This window comes from Micromonospora sp. WMMD967 (assembly GCF_029626165.1).
In the GTDB taxonomy this organism is placed as follows: Bacteria; Actinomycetota; Actinomycetes; order Mycobacteriales; family Micromonosporaceae; genus Micromonospora; species Micromonospora taraxaci.
In genome coordinates, this window is the sequence record NZ_JARUBK010000001.1 from 2,303,876 (window position 1) to 2,322,394 (window position 18,519).

Sequence of the window (18,519 nt, forward strand, 5' to 3'; positions counted from 1 at the left end):
GCTCGGTGCGACCCGGGCCGGCTCGCCCCCGGTCCCTGCTCAGCCCAGCGCGCTGCGGCTCGCCCGGCTCGGCTCGTTATCTCCGCCTTGCTTTGTCCGGGCGGTGCTGCTTCTGAGCGCGATATACCTGTGAGTCATAAATATGACTCACAGGTATATCCGTTGTTGGGGCGCATGCCTCCCTCCGGCCTTCGTGGCAGCAGAGCGCAGCGATCTCACCGGGGCGGTGGTCGCAGTCGCGTTGGCGATGCGTCGGTGCGGCGGTCCGACGGTGGGTGTGGCCTTCGTCCGTCGAGGGGACGCCGCCGTCAGCGGGCGGCGGGGGTGAGGTCTGCCTCGACGGGCGGCGGGGTGGTTGCGGCCGCGCGGCGGCGGCGCAGCTCGATCGGGAGCACCACCAGGGTGACCAACGCGCCGAGTGCCCCGGTGACCACGAAGCCCCACACCGGCGAGCTGGCGTCGATCACCGCGCCGGCGAGCGGCGCGCCGATCGCGATGCCCACGGTGACCGCCGACCCGTGCAGCCCCATCGCCTCACCGCGTACCTGGGCCGGGACCAGGCGGCTCACCGCGTCGGAGCCGGCCGCGATGGTCGGCGCGCACAGCGCCCCGGCCGGGATCAGCGCCAGGCTGAGCAGCCACCAGTGCGCACCACCCAACCCGACCGGGATGGTGCACAGGGCCAGAGCGGCGGTCAACGCCAGTGGGGAGAACGAGCGGTGCACCGCACCGTAGGCGAACCCGCCGGCCAGCGAGGCGACTGCCCAGATGGCGAGCACCGCGCCGGTCCAGCCCACCTCGCCGCTGGCCCGCAGCACCGCGACCACCGCCACGTCCGTGCCGCCGAGCACCAGGGTCGCCGCGGCGCTGAGCGCCAGTACGGCGAGCAGTCGGGGAGTCAGCCACTCCCGGCGACGTACCGGCTGTGGTGGGCCGCTCGGCTCAGCGGTGGCCTCCCGGATCGGCGGGTTGACCACCCACAGGGCGATCCCGGCGGCGACGATGCCCCCGCCGACCAGGTACATGGTGGTCTGCGCCGAGATCGCGGTGACCAGGGCGACGGCCAACGCCGGGCCGATCATGAACGACAGCTCCACCGACATGGAGTCCAACGCGTACGCCGGACGGCGTTGGTCCTCCGGGACCAGCGCGGCGATCGACTGACGGACCACGGAGAAGATCGGCAGGGCCAGCGAGCCGGCCACGAAGGCAAGCGGCAACAGCAGGGGGTACGACAGCGACGGCGCGATCGACCAGAAGATGGCCTCGGCGATGCCGGTGAGCACCAGCACCGGGCGTAGGCCACGCCGGTCCACCAGTCGGCCGAGGATCGGCCCGCCGATCGCCGCGCCCACCGTGACGGCCGTGCCCACCAGGCCGGCGGCTCCGTAACCTCGACCAAGGTCGAACACCACGTGGAAGGTCAGCGTCACCCCGGTCGCGGTGAGCGGGATGCGGGCCAGGACGGCCACCACCAGCAGCGACCGCAGGCCGGGCAGTGCGAGCGCCTGCCGGTAAGGCTTCATGTTCACGTGGGTCCGTACCTCCGGCGACATCCTCGACGGGGGACGGCCCGATGGCCAACCATTTACGCCCTCATGCGGCAGTGATCACAGGATCCCCGTGCAGAGTCACCCCGGCGCCCTCCATCGCGCGCAGTGCCACGTTGGTGGTCGCCGGGGCGACGGCTGCGGTCAGCTCCAGCAGCACGGTGGTGGCGAACCCCTCCCGGGCGGCGTCCAGCGCGGTCGCCCGCACGCAGTGGTCGGTGGCGATGCCGACCACGTCGACCCGGTCCACGTCGTGCCGGCGCAGCCAGTCGGCCAGGCACTCGCCGTCGGCGGCGTGCCCCTCGAACCCGGAGTACGCGGCCGCGTGCTCGCCCTTGTGGAAGATCGCCTCGACCCGGGCGGTGTCGAGCTCGCTGTGGAACTCCGAGCCGCTGGTGCCGACCACGCAGTGCCGGGGCCAGGACTCCACGAAGTCCGGCGGATCGCCGAAGTGAGCGCCCGGGTCGACGTGGTAGTCCTTGGTCGCGACGACGTGTGTCCACCGGTCCGGCTCGTTGGCGAGCAGCCGGGAGATGCCCGCGGCCACCCCCGCACCACCCGCGACGGCCAACGAGCCGCCCTCGCAGAAGTCGTTCTGCACGTCCACGATGATCAGCGCGTTGGCCATCGGGGTTCCCTTTCCAGATCGATTGACGGGAGGGCTCAGTCAGCGGGCACGACGGTGACCGGCACGGCGGGGTCGCCGGCCGACAGCTTCAACCCCTCCCACGGGATGGAGATCAGGCATTCGCGCAGGTGCTCCCGCGACTGGTCGAGGGTGGGCAGCGACACCGGCTCGCCGCCGACCACGTACGAGTGCTGGAGCATGCGGTCGTTCGGCTTCCGGTCCGGCACGCCCTGCGGGACGATGATCTCCTCGGTGGCGGTGCCGGTCGGCTTGTGCCGGCGGACCGCCACCTTCCGGCCGCCGATGGTGGCCTTGTGCTCGGAGCGCTTCACCACCGGCCGCCCCTCGACCTCGACGAGCTTGTAGACCAGCCCGGCGGTCGGCGCCCCGGAGCCGGTGACCACCGCCGTGCCGGCGCCGTACATGTCCACCGGTTCGGCGGCCAGCGCGGCGATCGCGTACTCGTCGAGGTCACCACTAACGATGATCTTCGTTTCGGTGGCGCCCAGCGAGTCGAGCAGCTCGCGGGACTGCTGGGCGATCACCGCCAGGTCGCCCGAGTCGATCCGTACCGCCCGCAGGTCCGGCCCGGCCACCGCGATCGCGTTGCGGATGCCCTGACTGATGTCGTACGTGTCGACCAGCAGCGTGGTGTCCCTGCCCAGCGTGGCGACCTGCGAGGCGAACGCCGCCCGCTCGTCGTCGTGCAGCAGGGTGAACGCGTGCGCCGCCGTGCCCGCCGTCGGAATGCCGTAGCGCGCACCGGCGGCGAGGTTGGACGTGAACCGGAACCCGGCCAGGTACGCGGCACGCGCCGCAGCCACCGCGGCCTCCTCGTGCGCCCGACGCGACCCCATCTCGATGAGTGTCCGACCCCGCGCGGCGGTCACCATGCGGGCCGCCGCCGCGGCGACAGCGCTGTCGTGGTTGAGGACGGAGAGCACGAGTGTCTCCAACACCACGCACTCGGCGAATCCGCCGGAGACGGTGAGGATCGGTGAGCCCGGGAAGAACAGCTCACCCTCGGCGTACCCGTCGATGTCGCCCGTGAAGCGGTAGTCGGTGAGCCACGCGGCGGCCGACTCGTCGACCACCCCCGTCCGGCGGAGGAAGTCGACCTCGGTGGGGTCGAACCGGAAGTCGCGGATCAGATCGACCAGCCGACCGGTGCCGGCGACCACGCCGTACCGGCGGCCACTGGGCAGTCGGCGGCTGAACACCTCGAAGACACACCGGCGGTCGGCGGTGCCGTCCCTCAGTGCCGCGCTGACCATGGTCAGCTCGTAGTGGTCGGTCAGCAGCGCGGGTCGGTGGTTGCTCACCGCCCCAGCCTAAGGTTCAGCCCGCGTCGCCGCCCTCGTGGCCCGGGATCGAGCGCAGCGCGGCCCACAGCTCGGCGCGGCCGGTCACGCCGAGCTTGGTGTAGATCCGCTGGAGGTGGTTTTCCACGGTGCGTGCCGAAAGGTACAACCGTTCGGCGATGGCCCGGCTGGGCGCACCGTGCGCGGCGAGACGGGCCACCTGCCACTCCCGCTCGGTGAGCACCGGCGCGCCCGCCCGCAGCGCCGGCGTCCGGATCGAGTCACATCGCCCGAGCAGCCCGGCCAGGCGCTCCCGGGCGTCGTTGGCCGCCGGCGAGTGCTGCCGGCGCAACCGCTGCACGGCCTGGGAGGTGGCTTCGGCCGCGTACACGGTCAACTCCAGGGCGGCATAGTCGTCGGCGACCGCGAGCAGGTCGGTGGCGGAGTCGGTCACCGCGGCGCGGGCGTGTCGGGCCAGCAGCGGCGGAAGCACCCCGTCGACCCGTTCGGACAGCTCGGCGAGGCGCTGGGCGACCGTCCGGCGGCCACCGTCGGAGCAGGTGGGACCGACCGGCATGCTCGCCTGGTCCAGTCGCACCAGGTCGTGCAGGACGTGCACCTCGTGCCCGGCGAAATCGTCCGCACGCAGCCGGTCCACCAGGTCGCCGAGGTGCTTGACCGCGCCCGGCAGGTCGCCCGACGCGGCGAGGGCGGCGCCGCGGGCCTGCTCCAGCCACGGGTAGAGCACCGCCATGCCCGGCGCGTGGGTGCGGTCCGCCTCGGCCATCGCCGCCGTCGCCTGCGCGGCGTCACCGCGCAACGCCGCCGACTGGGCGCGCTCCGCCTGGGCCAGGCCGGCGTAGACCCGGCTGGTGGCCAGCACCGCGCACGCACCCAGGGCCGTCCGCATCGCCGCGTCGCTCTGCCCACGCATCCGGGCCGCGTACGCCTGGAGGATGGCGAGGTAGCCGGTGCCGAGCCGGAAGTCACCGGCACCGGCGAGGTCCGCGAACTCGTCGGCCACGATCGCGTCGATGCCGGCCAGGTCGCCGGTCAGCATGAGCTTGGTGCCCCGGGCCAGCTCCAGTGCCAACTGGAGGTACGGCATGTCGGTGCGCCAGTTTGCCGCCGCGGAGTGCACCTGGGCGATAGCCGTACCGCTGCGGTTGAGCTGGCCCTGCGCGGCCTGCACGTACGCGATGGTGGAACGCGCCAGCTCGCGGGCGGCGACGCCGGCGGCCGGCCGGTCCAGGACGCGTTGGCTGAGTCGCACGGCGGTTGCCGTGTCCATGCCGTGCAGACGCATGATCGCCTCGAAGGCGTGCACCCGGGACCGGTCCGCGGAGTCGCTGAGTTGCTCGACGCGGCTCGCGATCTCCTCCACCGTGGACTCTCGGCTCAACCCCCAGTAGCTGACCATCCCGCGCACTGTCAGCCAGCGGCAGAGCCGTCGCTCGTCGCCGGGCTCGGGGGTGACCGTGTCGAGGACCTCGATCGCCTCCTCGGGCCGGTCGGCGAACATCAGGATGGTGGCCAGCAGTTCTGCCGCGTCGGAGCCGCCGTCGGCGTTGAGCGCGGCGCGTGCCAGGCGGGTGGCCAACGGCACGTCATAGCGGGTGAACGCCTGGATCGCGGCATCGACCAGGAGCGAAGGGTCCTGGGCGGTGCCCGAGTCGAGTCGCCAGACCGCCACGCGCAGCAGGTCGTCGCGGCGGCGCTTGCCCACCTGTTCGAGTAGTTCCGCGAGGTTCGCCTGGAGGCGGCGGGTGCGGCTGACCGGGCAGCGGCGGCGCATCACCTCGCCGTAGAGCGGGTGGGCCAGCCGGACGTCGGTCCGCCGGTCGTGCTGGATCACGGTGATCAGGCCGCGTTCCTCGGCGGTCTCCACGTCCGCCTGGTCGGCGGCCTGTTTGAGCAGGTGCAGGCCGAGCGGTTCGCCGAACGCCACGAGCTCGACGACCGCACGGACGCCGTCGGTGAGCTTGCCGACCCGGGTGTCGATCAGGTCGGTGAGGTTGGGCGCCAACTCCAGTCGCCCGGTCCACTTCCAGATCCCGTAGGTGCGCTTCAACTCCGCGCTGCCGCTCGCCGCGTGCACCAACTCGCGGAGCAGCAGCGGGTTGCCCGCGGACAGTTCCCCGAGCCGGTCGGCGGAGCCGGAGTCCACCGGGCCACCCAGGATCGCCGCCAGCAGGCCCGCCGTTTCCTCCTGCGGCATCGGGCTCAGTTCGACGTGCTCGACCAGGTCGTCGGTCCAGAGTGCGCGGATCGGCAGCGGGATCTGCTCGCCGTCGCGCAGGGTGCCGAGCACTGTGGCGTTCTCCGCGCGGGCGACCAGGTGCACCAGCGCCGCCGAGGGCGGATCGAGCAGGTGGGCGTCGTCGATGGCGAGGACGATGCGTCGGCCCGCCGCCTGCTGTTGCAGCACGTTGAGCGCCCAGCGCAGGATGCCGGCGGGGGAGAGGCCCTGCGGCTGCTCGGCGGGGAGGACCTGCACCAGACCGCCGAACGGCAACGCGGCGGTGGTGGCGCTGGCCGCGATGGACCAGATCGCGAACCGGTCGGTGGGCAACGCGTTGACGCCCTCGCGCAGCAGTCGACTCTTGCCGATGCCCGCGCTGCCACTGAAGAAGAGCCCGCGGCCGGCCTCGCCGGTCACCGCCGCCAGCAGGCGGTTCAGCTCATCTGTCCGGCCGACGAACTCCCACCGACTCATCCGCGCAGCATATCGACCGGAATCCGTCCGCGCCCGTACCGTCACCGAACGAAGTTGAGTAGTCGCACAATTACCGATGAGTATCCGATGTGTTCCGCCCGGTCTCGGGGCCGCACGTACTGTTCGGGCATCCGGGTTGCGCACCGGATCTTCCACGCGACCGGGCAGCCGGTCACCTGCTACGGGAGGTCACCTGATGAGGCAGGGCCCTCTCCCCTCAGTCGACTCGCCGGACGACATGTCCGGCTCAGCCGACGTGCCCACCTGCGGCCCGCTGCCCACTCGGGTCGGCGTGACCGGCCCTGCCCCTGAGGAGCCGCTCGGCGTGGTCGCCGTCGGCCCGGCCGGCGCCGACCGGCGTGCCGTGCTCGCCACCCTGCTCGGGCTCGACCCGGTCATGCTCACCGTGCCGACCGGCAGTTGGCTGGTGGTGCGCAACGCCAAGGTGCCCACGCGGGCCGCGTTCGTGCCCGGTTACCGCCAGCCGCACTCCTACGGCGCCGACCGCAACGCTGCCGGACCCGCATTGGCCCGTCCGCCCCGGCGTGTCGAGCTGAGCGTGCCCGAGCCGCTGCTACGCCACTTCACCCTGATCGACAGCCCGGACACCGCCACGCTCGGCGTGGCCGGCACCCGGGTGCTGGTCGACGCGGTGGGCCGGGCCGGTGCGCTGCTCTTCGTGATCGCCGCCGACCAGGCGTTCACCGCCGCGGAGCTGAACCTGCTCACCGAGGTCGCCCCCACCTCGGTGGAGGTCGTCTTCGCGGTTACCCCTGGTGCGGCGGGTTGGGCCCCACCGGCAGACGGCGCGGCGACTACGGAGGGCGCGGGGGCGTCCGTCCCGCCGGCCGAGGGTGCGGCGACGGAGGTCGACTCGGCCTCGGTCACCGTGGCGGCACATCGCGCGGCGTTGCTGGCCGCGGTGCCCGCGCTGGCCGGCGCACGGTGGTTCCCGGTCGGTGACGCCGACGCCGCCGCCGATCTGCGGCGCGCGCTGGTGGGTTGGTCGTCCCGGGAAGGGCTGCAACGGGCCAGTGTCGACCCGCCCGTGTTGCCGGGCGGGCAGGGTCGCATCCCGGTTGCCGCCGACCCGGGCGACTGGTCCGAACGACTCGACCGCCACACCCGTTCGTGCGCCCAGCGGATCCGCCAGCACCTCGCCCTGGAGTTGGCGAACATCCACCTGCGGGCGGTCCAGGAGATCGTTTTCGGGGTCGGCTGCGCGGGCCTACCGGATCTACTGGACCGGGAGATGGCGGCGTTGTCGTTGTTGGCCACGGCGCAGTGCGACCAGGCGGTGCGCGGCATCATGGCCGACGTCGTGGGTCAGGTGCTCGCCGTGCCTCCCACCGAAGGCGTGCGGCGGCGGATCGCCACCGCTGTGCAGTACGGCCTGGTCGACGACCAGCCCGGCCACGAGTTGGACAAGGTGCTGCTGATCACCAGCACGGCCGGGGTCGCGACGTTGACCGGCGCGGAGGCGATCGACGCCCTCGCCAGCTACCCGGCGGCGGCCCGCGCCGAGGTGCTCCCGCCGGTCGCGGTGGCGCTCTCCGGCGGGTGCTGGCAGCAGTGGCGTACCCCCGGCAACGACGACCACAGTGCGGCGCGGGCCTGGTCCCAGCGGGCGGTGCGGGAGGTCGAGTTGGGGTTGTCCCGGGAGATCTCCCGGCGGTTCGAGGTGATCCGCCTCTCGCTGGGCGCGGTGCTCTCCGATGCAGTCGACCACGGCATCCTGCTCGCCTGACCGCGCGGTGGCACCTCGGTCCGGGTTCGTGTCACACCGCGCGTCAGACGGCGGGTGGGGTGCCTCAGGGGTGCCCGGGGTGGGCGATCCACGACGGGCCGGCGTTCCGGTTCCTCGGTTCCGGGAAACCGGTGGCACGATGGGGGGCATGGCGGCTCCGCAGGTTGCACCGGTCGAGACGCCGGCCACTGACGAGGTGCCGGCGTCCGACCGGCAGTGGGTGACGATCGTGTGGGACGACCCGGTCAATCTGATGACGTACGTGACCTGGGTCTTCCAGAAGCTTTTCGGCTACAGCCGGGAGAGGGCCGAGCAGCTGATGCTTGACGTGCACCACAAGGGCCGTGCCGTGGTGTCCACCGGTGCCCGGGAGCGGATGGAGCACGACGCGTCGCAGTTGCACGCGTACGGGCTGTGGGCGACGGTGGACAAGTCGTGAGCATGTTCCGTCGCCAGGCCGGCTGTTACGTCGCCACCTTCGCCGTGGACGAGGCGCGGGTGTTGCGCAAGGTCGCCTCCGAGGTGGTCGGCCTCCTCACCGATGGTTTCGACCACACCGACCCGGTCGTCGGTCGGCTCTTTCCGGCGGTCTATCCGCAGGACGCTTCGGGCACCGCGGAGTTCCGCCGCTACACCGAGGGCGACCTGAAGACCGCGAAGATCGACCAGGCGGGGGCGATCCTGGCCGCGCTCCCCGACGAGGCGGGCGGCGAGGTCCGGCTGGACGCCGAGGCGGCCGAGGCGTGGCTGCGGGCGCTCAACGACGCACGGCTCGCGATGGGTGTCCGGCTGGAGATCAAGGACGGCACGGATCTGGGCGAGGAGTTGGACGACGCGGTCGCGGAGGACCCGGCGTCCAGCCGGGTGTTCCAGCTTTCGGTCTACGCGTACCTCGGATACTTGCAGGAGTCGCTGCTCAACGCCTTGATCGACTAGGCGTGACCGGCACCACTTCGGCCCGTGCTCGTCAGGCGTTAGGCTGGTGCTCGTGCTGAGCATCGACCGGTCGATCATCGACGCGATCGTCGCCCACGCGCGCCGGGATCACCCCGACGAGGCGTGCGGCGTCGTCGCCGGGCCCGTCGGCAGCGACACCCCGACCCGGCACATCCCGATGGACAACGCCGCTCGGTCGATGACCTTCTACGAGTTCGACTCGATGGAGCATCTGCGGGTGTGGCGGGAGATGGACGACCGGGACGAGGAGCCCGTCGTCATCTACCACTCGCACACCGCCACCGAGGCGTACCCGTCGCGGACGGATGTCTCCTTCGCGGGCGAGCCCGGCGCGCACTACCTGCTCGTCTCGACCCGTGAGCCCGACTCGGAGGAGATCCGGTCGTTCCGGATCGTCGACGGCGTGATCACCGAGGAGCCGGTTCAGGTCGTGGAGGCCGGCGTCGACCCGCATGCCGTCCAGTCCTACATGTTCGGGCAGAGCCCGGCGACGGTCGACTACGAGTGTTCCGGCCGCTGATCCGTCAGCGTCCGACCCGTCTCGTCCCGTCACCGTAGGCACACCCGATCGAGGAGCTCGACATCATGGCCATTGAGGTTCGCATCCCCACCATCCTGCGTAGCTACACCGGCGGCGCCAAGGTCGTCGAAGGCACCGGCGACACCCTCGCCGATCTGCTCAACGACCTGGACTCCCGGCACGGCGGTCTGCGCGGCCGGCTGATCACCGAGGCGGGCACGTTGCACCGCTTCGTCAACGTCTACGTCAACGACGAGGACGTCCGTTTCCTCGGCGCGCTGGACGCCAAGCTCTCCGACGGCGACAGCGTCACCATCCTGCCGGCCGTGGCCGGCGGCGCGTTCGGCTTCGCCGCGGCAGCGGCGATCAGCTCGCACGGCGCGGCGGCAGCGGCGATCAGTTCGCACGGCGCCGCCGCGACTGCGGTGCGCGACGCCGTCGCGGTTCGCTGAGGTCGGCCGCCATGGCGCGGTACGACAGTCTGCTCGACGCGTGCGGGGGCACGCCGCTGGTCGGCCTGCCCCGGCTCTCCCCGACGGTGCCCGACGGGGCACCGCCGGTGCGGCTCTGGGCCAAGCTGGAGGACCGGAACCCGACCGGCAGCATCAAGGACCGCGCGGCGCTGTTCATGGTGCGGGCGGCGGAGGAGGCCGGCCGGCTGCGGACGGGTGACACCATCCTCGAACCGACGAGCGGCAACACCGGCATCTCGTTGGCGATGGTGGCCAAGCTGCGCGGCTACCGGTTGGTCTGCGTCATGCCGGAGAACGTCTCCACCGAGCGGGTCCAACTGCTCCGGATGTACGGGGCCGAGATCATCTTCTCGCCGGCGGCGGGCGGTTCCAACCAGGCGGTCGCCACGGCCAAGCAGATCGCGGCGGAGCACCCCGACTGGGTGATGCTCTACCAGTACGGCAACGAGGCGAACGCCCGGGCGCACTACGAGACGACCGGGCCGGAGTTGCTGCACGACCTGCCCAGCATCACGCACTTCGTGGCCGGGCTGGGCACCACCGGCACGTTGATGGGCACCGGTCGTTACCTGCGGGAGAAGGTCGACGGCATCCAGGTCGTGGCCGCCGAGCCCCGGTACGGCGAGCTGGTCTACGGGCTGCGCAACATCGACGAGGGGTACGTGCCGGAGCTGTACGACGCCTCGGTGCTCTCCCGGCGGTTCTCGGTCGGCACCCGGGACGCGGTGCTGCGTACCCGGCAGCTCGTGGAGGTGGAGGGCATCTTCGCCGGCTTCTCCACGGGTGCCATCCTGCACGCCGCGCTCGCGGTGGCGCACGAGGCGGTCCGCGACGGCCGTCGTGCCGACGTGGCCTTCGTGGTCTGCGACGGCGGATGGAAGTACCTGTCCACCGGCGCGTACGGCGGCACGCTCGCCGACGCCGAGGACGCCCTGGAGGGGCAGCTCTGGGCCTGACCGGTTGGGGCTTTCCGTTACGGGCCGTCGACGTGTGTCGGCGGCCCGTGCGTTGCCCGCCGCTCCGTGAGCAGGTGTCACGTTCGTGACAAGTTCCGTTGGATCATTCTTGCTGCCGGGTGCCCGGGCGTAGGCTGCGCAGCGTGACGCACGCGTCGGTAGAGATCATGGCTGGAGCGACGGCCGACATGAATGCTACTGACAGTGACAGCGAGACCACTCGATGCGACTGACCGTCCTTGGCTGCGCCGGTAGCTTCCCCGGCCCCGAGGCGCCCTGTTCGGCGTACCTCGTCGAGGCCGACGGCTTCCGGCTCCTGGTCGACTTCGGTTCAGGGTCGATGTCCAGCCTCCAGCGGTACGCGGGCCTGCACGCTCCGGACGCGATAGTGCTGACCCACCTGCACTGCGACCACATCCTCGACGCCGTGACCTACGTGGTCGTCCGCCGGTACGCCCCGGAGGGCCCCTACCCGGCGCTGCCCGTGTACGCGCCGTCCGGTGCACCGGACCGCCTCAGCGCCGCGTACGGCGACGACGGCACCGTCGAAGACGTGTACCAGTTCTACGCACTCGAGCCCGGGACCTTCCCGATCGGCCCGTTCACCGTGACCGTCGACCGGGTCAACCACCCGGTCGAGACGTACGGGGTGCGGCTGGAGCACGACGGCCGCTCGTTGTGTTACTCGTCGGACACCGCGCCCTGCGACGCGTTGCTGCGGCTGGCCCAGAACGCCGACGTCTTCCTCTGCGAGGCCAGCTACCTCGACGGGGTGGACAACCCACCGGACCTGCACCTGACCGGCCGGGAGGCCGGCGAAACGGCGACCAAGGCCGTGGTGGGTCGGCTGCTGCTCACCCACCTGGTCGCGGCCTGGGGCAGCGAGGCGCACACGTTGGAGTCGGCGGCCTCCGCGTACACCGGACCGATCGACGTGGTCCGTCCCGGCGCCAGTTACGACGTCTGACCCACCCCGTCCCGGTTGGGGTGGGCCGGGCAGCGGTGTTGTGCCGTACTGTTCGCCGGCCGGTCAGCGAACTGTCGTCTGCCGCACCCGTGGCACCCGCACGGTGTGGGCATGCGGATCGCCATCGTGACCGAGTCGTTCCCACCGGACGTGAACGGCGTAGCGCACTCAGTGGTGCGCACGGCGGAGCACCTGCTCGACCGGGGCCACGAGCCGGTCGTCATCGCACCCGCGCCGCCCGGCGCCAGTCGACGGGACATCGATCGGCTGCCGTACCCGGTGGTGCGCATCCCCAGCGTTCCGCTGCCCCGCTACCAGGGTTTCCGGTTGGGTGTGCCGACCACCACCCGGCTGACCGGGGCGTTGCTGTCGGCCGAGCCGGACGTGGTCCACCTGGCCAGTCCGTTCGTCCTCGGCGCACGGGCGGCCACCCTGGCCAGCCGACACGGGCTGCCGATGGTGGCGGTCTACCAGACCGACGTGGCCGCGTACGCGCGGGCGTACCGGGTGAGCTGGGGAGAGGCGGCGGCCTGGCGGCGGATCCGGGAGATCCACAACTCGGCGCAGCGCACCCTCGCCCCGTCCACCCGCGCCGCGGCCGACCTGATCGCCAACGGCGTACAGCGGATCTGGCTGTGGCGTCGTGGCGTGGACGCCGCGCGTTTCGACCCGGCCAAACGGTGTGCGGCGCTACGGCAGCGGCTGGCACCCGACGGCGAGCTGCTGGTCGGCTACGTCGGCCGGCTCGCCCCGGAGAAGCGGGTGGAGCTGCTGGCGGCGACGTCGCGTCTGCCCGGTGTGCGGGTGGTGGTGGCCGGTGACGGCCCGGCCCGCCGGCAGTTGGCCCGGGAACTGCCCGGGGTGACCTTCCTGGGTGTGCAGCACGGTGAGGACCTGGCCCGGCTCTACGCCAGCCTGGACCTGTTCGTGCACACCGGACCGCACGAGACCTTCGGCCAGACCATCCAGGAGGCGCTGGCCTCCGGGGTGCCGGTGGTGGCCCCGGCCAGCGGTGGCCCGGTCGACCTGGTCGACCCGGGCGTGACCGGGTCGCTGGTGCCGCCGAACGACGGCGACGCGCTCGCCGCGGCGGTGGCCGACCTGGCCGGCGACGCCGACCGGCGGCGGGCCCACGGGCTGGCCGCCCGCGTCGCGGTCAGTCGCCGTAGCTGGTCGGCCGTCGGCGACGAGCTGATCGGGCACTACCACGCGGTACGCGCCGTGGCCGCCACCGTCGGCCTGCCGGCCGCCTCGTGACCGGGGCTGCTGGCGGTCTGCGGATCGTGCGGCTCGCCAACTTCGTGACCGCACGCTCGGGCGGTCTGCGTACCGCACTGCGACACCTTGGCGAGGGCTACCGGGCGGCGGGACACGATCCGGTGCTGGTGATCCCCGGCAGACGTGCCGCCGACGAGTCGTACCCGTGGGGGCGGGTGATCACGGTGCCCGGCCCGGAGATGCCGGGCACCGGTGGTTACCGGTTGCTCGCCGGCCGGCGTCGGCTGGCCCGGCTCCTCGCCGACCTCGCCCCGGACCGGTTGGAGGTCTCCGACCGGTCGTCGCTGCGCTGGACGGGCAGGTGGGCGCGGGCGCACGGGGTGCCGTCGGTGATGGTCTCGCACGAGTCGCTGACCGGGTTGCTCGGCGAGTGGGGGGTGCCCCACACATTGCGCAGGCCGATCGCCGACCGGCTCAACCGGGCGACCAGCCAGGCGTACGACCGGATCGTCTGCACGACCCGGTGGGCCGCCGAGGAGTTCGACCGGATCGGTGCCGGCAACGTCGAGCTGGTGCCGCTCGGGGTGGACCTGGACACCTTCTCCCCGGATCGGGCCGACCAGCTGTTGCGCGCACGGTACGCGGACCCGGGCGAGCTGCTGCTGGTGCACTGCGCACGGCTGTCCCCGGAGAAGCGGCCCGAGTTGGCCGTGCAGGCCCTCGCCGAGCTGCGTCGGGCCGGCGTACCGGCGGTGCTGGTGATGGCCGGCGACGGCCCGCTGCGCGGCGCGCTCGCCCGCCGGGCGGAAGGGCTGCCGGTCACGTTCACCGGCTTCCTGCCGGACCGCGCCACCGTGGCCGCGTTGCTCGCGAGCGCCGACGTCGTGCTCGCACCCGGCCCGGTGGAGACGTTCGGTCTCGCCGGGCTGGAGGCGTTGGCCTGCGGCACCCCGGTCGTCGTCAACGCGGCCAGCGCCCTGCCCGAGGTGATCGGAGCCGCCGGCCTCGCCGCGTACGGCTCGGGGGAGTCGATGGCGGCGGCGGTGACCCGCCTGGCGGACCGGCCGGAGGCGCAGCGGCGACTCGCCGCCCGGGCGCGGGCCGAGGAGTTCGGGTGGCCGGCCGCCGTCGCCGGGTTCCTCCGCGTGCACGACGCGGACGCGCTCGTGGGCACCCCGAGCGAGGTGGATCCCCGCACCGCATAGGGTGCAGACATGGCGCGACCTGACGGGCGAGGGCCCTCTCAACTCCGACCGGTGACTCTGACCCGAGGCTGGAGCACCCATCCGGAGGGCTCGGTGCTCGTCGAGTTCGGCGGCACCCGGGTGCTCTGCACGGCGAGCGTCACCGAGGGGGTGCCCCGCTGGCGCAAGGGCTCCGGGCTCGGCTGGGTGACCGCCGAGTACGCGATGCTGCCCCGGGCCACCAACACCCGTTCCGACCGGGAGAGCGTCAAGGGCCGCGTCGGTGGACGCACCCACGAGATCTCCCGGCTGATCGGCCGTAGCCTGCGGGCCAGCATCGACCTCAAGGCGCTCGGCGAGAACTCGATCGTGCTCGACTGCGACGTGCTCCAGGCCGACGGTGGCACCCGCACCGCCGCGATCACCGGCGCGTACGTCGCCCTGCACGACGCCGTGGGCTGGCTTGCCGCCCGCAAGTCGTTGGCCGGCAAGCCGGAGAAGGTGATGCACCGGTCGGTGGCCGCGGTCAGCGTCGGGATCATCGCCGGTGAGGCCCGTCTGGACCTCTGCTACGAGGAGGACGTCGCCGCCGAGGTCGACATGAACGTGGTGTGCACCGGCGCGGGCGACTTCGTCGAGGTGCAGGGCACCGGTGAGGCGGGCGTGTTCGCCCGGGACCAGCTCGACAGTCTGCTCGACCTGGCCGTCGCGGGTTGCACCGAACTGGCCGAAGCCCAGCGGAAGGCACTCACCTCCCCGTGAGCGCGAGGAGTGAGCTTGCGAGCCCCGCAGTCGCGAACAAAGGTGATTCAGCATGAACAAGGTCCTGCTCGCCACCCGCAACCGCAAGAAGCTCGTCGAGCTGCAGCGGATCCTGGACGGCGCGCTCGGCGCGCACCGGATCGCCCTGCTCGGCCTGGACGACGTCGAGCAGTACGCGGAGCTGCCGGAGACCGGCCTCACCTTCGGTGAGAACGCCCTGATCAAGGCGCGGGAGGGGTGCCGGCAGACGGGTCTGCCCACCATCGCCGACGACTCCGGGATCGCTGTGGACGCGCTCAACGGGATGCCCGGGGTGTTCAGCGCCCGCTGGTCCGGCAAGCACGGCGACGACCAGGCCAACCTCCAGTTGGTGCTGGACCAGATCGCCGACGTGCCGGACGAGCAGCGGGCGGCCTCGTTCGTCTGCACCGTGGCGCTGGTGCTGCCCGGTGGCAAGGAGCACCTGGTCGACGGCCGGCAGTCCGGGCAGGTGCTGCGCGCTCCGCGCGGCGACGGCGGGTTCGGCTACGACCCGATCTTCCTGGGCGACGGGCAGGACCGGACCAACGCCGAGCTGACCCCGGCGGAGAAGGACGCGATCAGCCACCGCGGCAAGGCGCTGCGCGAGCTGGCGAAGCTGGTGGCAAAGGTCCTGCCGCCCGCCACCTGACGGGCGCGAGGTGCTGCCGCCCGCCAGCTGACGGGCGCGAGGTCCTGCCGCCCGCCACCTGACCCGTGGCGGGCGACAGCGACCCCGCTCGGGGTCAGCCCAGCGGGCCGACCTCCCGCTCGATGGCGGCGCGCAACTCACCTCCGGCGACGACCGCGCGGGCCGCCTCCATCACCGGGGCGAGGAACACGTCCGGGCCGGGCTCGCCGGCCGCCGGACCGAGCGCGGTGACGGCGGCACGGCCGGCCGGCGACGGCTCCAGCGGCGCGCGCAGTTGCAGACCGCGTACGCCGGCCAGCAGTTCCACCGCGAGCAGGCTGGTCAGGTTGTCCAGGACCGTGCGCAGCTTCTTCGCCGCCGCCCAGCCCATCGACACGTGGTCCTCCTGCATGCCGCTGGTGGGCAGGGAGTCCACCGAGGCGGGGGCGGCCAGGCGACGGTTCTCGGCGACGATCCCCGCCGCCGTGTACTGGGCGATCATCAGCCCGGAGTTGACCCCGGCGTCGGGGGAGAGGAACGCCGGCAGTTCCCGGGAACGGGTGACGTCGAGCAGCCGGTCCACCCGCCGCTCGGCGATCGCGCCCACCTCGGCGGCGGCGATGGCGAGGAAGTCCGCGGCGAAGCCGAGCGGAGCGCCGTGGAAGTTGCCCGTCGACTCGACCCGACCGTCCGGCAGCACCACCGGGTTGTCCACCACCGACACCAGCTCCCGCGCCGCGACGGTGCGGACGAAGTCCAGGGTGTCGCGGGCCGCGCCGGCCACCTGCGGGGCGCAGCGCATCGAGTACGCGTCCTGCACGGCGTGCGCCAGGTCGTCGCGGTGCGAGTCCATCACCCGGGAGTCCTGCAACAGCCGGTGGATGTTCGCCGCCGAGGCGGCCTGACCGGGGTGCGGCCGGATCGCGTGCAGCTCGGGCAGGAACGGCCGCTCGGAGCCGAGCATCGCCTCGATGGCCAGTGCGGCCGTCACGTCGGCCATGGCGAACAAATGCGCCGCGTCGTCGATCGCCAGCAGCAGCATGCCGAGCATGCCGTCGGTGCCGTTGATCAGCGCCAGCCCTTCCTTGGCGGCCAACTCGATCGGCTTGAGCCCGGCGGCGGTCAGCGCGTCGGCCGCGTCCTGCCGCTCGCCGGCCGGCCCGAGAACCCAACCCTCACCGAGCAGCGCCAGCGCGCAGTGCGCCAGCGGCGCCAGGTCACCGGAGGCGCCCAGCGAGCCGTGCTCCGGCACCCACGGGGTGATGTCGTTGTTGAGCAGGTCGACCAGGGCCTCGGCGACCAGCGGCCGAACTCCGGAGCGGCCCAGGGCGAGGGACCGGACCCGCAGCAGCATCATCGCCCGGACCACCTCGCGCGGCATCGGAGCGCCCACCCCGGCGGCGTGCGAACGGATCAGCGCGTGTTGCAGCTCGGCCCGCCGCTCCGGCGCGATGAAGGTGTTGGCCAGCGCCCCGAACCCGGTGGACACCCCGTACACGGGACGGCCGGACGACTCGATGCCGTCCACGATGGCCCGACTGGTCGCCATCGCGTCGATGGTGGCCGGGTCGAGGACGACAGTGGCGGTGCCGCGGGCCACCGCGAGAACGTCGTCGGCGGAGATTCCGGTGGGCTGGATGGTCACTGTCGTCATGGCGTTACTCCGTTGCGCATTACCTGGCGGATCAAGGGGACACCGGGCCGGTAGGCCAGGTGGAGGTACGACGGCGCGTCCAGGACGACGAGGTCGGCCCGCGCGCCGGGGGTGAGGACGCCGATGTCGTCGCGGCGCAGCGCCCGCGCGCCCCCGGCGGTCGCGGCCCACACCGCCTCCGCCGGGGTCATCCGCATCTCACGGACCGCCAGCGCCACACAGAACGGCATCGAGGAGGTGTACGACGAGCCGGGGTTGCAGTCGGTGGCGAGCGCCACTGTCACCCCCGCGTCGAGCAGCCGGCGGGCATCCGGGTACGGCGATCGGGTGGAGAACTCCGCTCCCGGCAGCAGGGTCGCCACCGTCCGGGTTCCCGACCCGTCGCTGCGGGCCGTGCCGGCCAACGCGTCCACGTCGGCGTCGCTGAGGTGGGTGCAGTGGTCGACGCTGGCCGCGTCCAGCTCCACACCGAGCCGCACCCCCGCTCCGGGGCCGAGCTGGTTGGCGTGGATACGGACGCCCAGCCCGGCGGCCTGGCCGCAGGCCAGGATGGCGCGGGCGTGGTCGACGTCGAAGGCGCCCCGCTCGCAGAACACGTCGACCCACTTCGCGTACGGCGTGGCGGCGGCGAGCATCGGCCCGCAGACCAGGCTCACGTAGTCGTCGGGGCGGTCGGCGTACTCGGCCGGCACCACGTGCGCGCCGAGGAAGGTGGTCTCGGTGCTGCTCTCGGCGGCGATCCGCAGCGAGCGGGCCTCGTCGGCGACGGTCAGCCCGTACCCACTCTTGATCTCCATGGTCGTGGTGCCCTGGCGCAGCGCCTCCCCGCGCAGCCGGCGCACGGTGGCCCGTAGCTCGTTGTCGGTGGCGGCCCGGGTGGCGCCGACGGTGGTCCGGATGCCGCCGCCGGTGTAGGGCTGACCGGCCATCCGGGCGGCGAACTCGGCGGCACGGTCCCCGGCGAAGACCAGGTGGGCGTGGCTGTCCACGAAGCCGGGCAGCACCGCCGCCCCACCGGCGTCGAGCCGCCGGTCGGCGGCCGGCGCGTACGCGGACGGCCCGACCCAGACCACCCGGCCCTCTTCGACCAGCACGGCCGCGTTGCGGCGGATGCCCAGCGGACCCTCGCCGGCACCGTTGGTGACCAACTCACCGATGTTGTCGACGAGCAGACTGCTCATGCAGAGCCTTCTTTCGTTCGCGACAGCGGGGCTCGCAAACCCGGCTCACTCCTCGC

Annotated in this window: 17 protein-coding genes; 11 read left to right on the top strand and 6 right to left on the bottom strand. The window is 72.6% G+C overall.

What is annotated here, in order from left to right; all coding sequences use genetic code 11:
• Positions 1 to 308 precede the first annotated feature (308 nt).
• Genes O7631_RS10830 through O7631_RS10845 form a run of 4 tightly spaced genes read right to left on the bottom strand, consistent with a single transcriptional unit; the run spans position 309 to position 6,195 of the window.
• Positions 309 to 1,556 (bottom strand): MFS transporter, encoded by a 1,248-nt coding sequence (locus O7631_RS10830; protein ID WP_278144127.1) that lies wholly within the window; start codon positions 1,554 to 1,556, stop codon positions 309 to 311.
• Between the two features lie 40 nt (positions 1,557 to 1,596).
• Positions 1,597 to 2,178 carry an isochorismatase family protein gene (locus O7631_RS10835; RefSeq protein ID WP_278144128.1) on the bottom strand — a complete coding sequence of 194 codons (582 nt, stop codon included), beginning with the start codon at positions 2,176 to 2,178 and terminating at the stop codon, positions 1,597 to 1,599.
• 35 nt (positions 2,179 to 2,213) lie between these two features.
• A complete protein-coding gene (locus O7631_RS10840; RefSeq protein WP_145785274.1) occupies positions 2,214 to 3,500 on the bottom strand; it encodes a nicotinate phosphoribosyltransferase in 1,287 nt (428 codons plus the stop codon).
• A gap of 16 nt (positions 3,501 to 3,516) precedes the next feature.
• Positions 3,517 to 6,195, bottom strand: coding sequence for a LuxR family transcriptional regulator (locus O7631_RS10845; protein ID WP_278144129.1), 2,679 nt, complete (start codon positions 6,193 to 6,195; stop codon positions 3,517 to 3,519).
• Between the two features lie 196 nt (positions 6,196 to 6,391).
• Here O7631_RS10845 and O7631_RS10850 point away from each other — a divergent pair, with 196 nt between their 5' ends.
• From O7631_RS10850 to rdgB, 11 genes are all read left to right on the top strand, one after another.
• A complete protein-coding gene (locus O7631_RS10850) occupies positions 6,392 to 7,942 on the top strand; it encodes a hypothetical protein (RefSeq protein ID WP_278144130.1) in 1,551 nt (516 codons plus the stop codon).
• Positions 7,943 to 8,090: 148 nt separating this feature from the next.
• Positions 8,091 to 8,381, top strand: coding sequence for an ATP-dependent Clp protease adapter ClpS (clpS, locus tag O7631_RS10855; protein ID WP_030487198.1), 291 nt, complete (start codon positions 8,091 to 8,093; stop codon positions 8,379 to 8,381).
• A 2-nt stretch (positions 8,382 to 8,383) separates the two neighbouring features.
• On the top strand, positions 8,384 to 8,878 hold the full coding sequence (locus tag O7631_RS10860; protein ID WP_197699390.1) for a DUF2017 domain-containing protein: 495 nt from the start codon (positions 8,384 to 8,386) through the stop codon (positions 8,876 to 8,878).
• A 52-nt stretch (positions 8,879 to 8,930) separates the two neighbouring features.
• A complete protein-coding gene (locus tag O7631_RS10865) occupies positions 8,931 to 9,419 on the top strand; it encodes a M67 family metallopeptidase (RefSeq protein WP_145785271.1) in 489 nt (162 codons plus the stop codon).
• Positions 9,420 to 9,484: 65 nt separating this feature from the next.
• Positions 9,485 to 9,871 (top strand): MoaD family protein, encoded by a 387-nt coding sequence (locus tag O7631_RS10870; protein ID WP_278144131.1) that lies wholly within the window; start codon positions 9,485 to 9,487, stop codon positions 9,869 to 9,871.
• Positions 9,872 to 9,882: 11 nt separating this feature from the next.
• Positions 9,883 to 10,848 carry a cysteine synthase gene (locus O7631_RS10875; protein WP_278144132.1) on the top strand — a complete coding sequence of 322 codons (966 nt, stop codon included), beginning with the start codon at positions 9,883 to 9,885 and terminating at the stop codon, positions 10,846 to 10,848.
• A 223-nt stretch (positions 10,849 to 11,071) separates the two neighbouring features.
• The gene (locus tag O7631_RS10880; RefSeq protein WP_278144133.1) at positions 11,072 to 11,815 is read left to right on the top strand and encodes an MBL fold metallo-hydrolase; all 744 of its coding nucleotides are present in this window, start codon (positions 11,072 to 11,074) and stop codon (positions 11,813 to 11,815) included.
• A 111-nt stretch (positions 11,816 to 11,926) separates the two neighbouring features.
• Positions 11,927 to 13,072, top strand: coding sequence for a glycosyltransferase family 1 protein (locus O7631_RS10885; protein ID WP_278144134.1), 1,146 nt, complete (start codon positions 11,927 to 11,929; stop codon positions 13,070 to 13,072).
• A complete protein-coding gene (locus O7631_RS10890; protein WP_278144135.1) occupies positions 13,069 to 14,238 on the top strand; it encodes a glycosyltransferase in 1,170 nt (389 codons plus the stop codon). The genes O7631_RS10885 and O7631_RS10890 overlap by 4 nt, the downstream gene beginning before the upstream one ends.
• 9 nt (positions 14,239 to 14,247) lie before the next feature.
• On the top strand, positions 14,248 to 14,979 hold the full coding sequence (rph, locus tag O7631_RS10895; protein WP_278144136.1) for a ribonuclease PH: 732 nt from the start codon (positions 14,248 to 14,250) through the stop codon (positions 14,977 to 14,979).
• Positions 14,980 to 15,031: 52 nt separating this feature from the next.
• A complete protein-coding gene (gene rdgB / locus O7631_RS10900) occupies positions 15,032 to 15,649 on the top strand; it encodes an RdgB/HAM1 family non-canonical purine NTP pyrophosphatase (RefSeq protein ID WP_278144137.1) in 618 nt (205 codons plus the stop codon).
• Positions 15,650 to 15,743: 94 nt separating this feature from the next.
• Here rdgB and hutH read toward each other — a convergent pair whose 3' ends face one another.
• Positions 15,744 to 17,282 (bottom strand): histidine ammonia-lyase, encoded by a 1,539-nt coding sequence (gene hutH, locus O7631_RS10905; protein WP_145785264.1) that lies wholly within the window; start codon positions 17,280 to 17,282, stop codon positions 15,744 to 15,746.
• Entirely contained in the window at positions 17,279 to 18,463 is a 1,185-nt protein-coding gene (gene hutI / locus O7631_RS10910; protein WP_278144138.1) for an imidazolonepropionase, read from the bottom strand. The genes hutH and hutI overlap by 4 nt, the downstream gene beginning before the upstream one ends.
• Positions 18,464 to 18,519 lie beyond the last annotated feature (56 nt).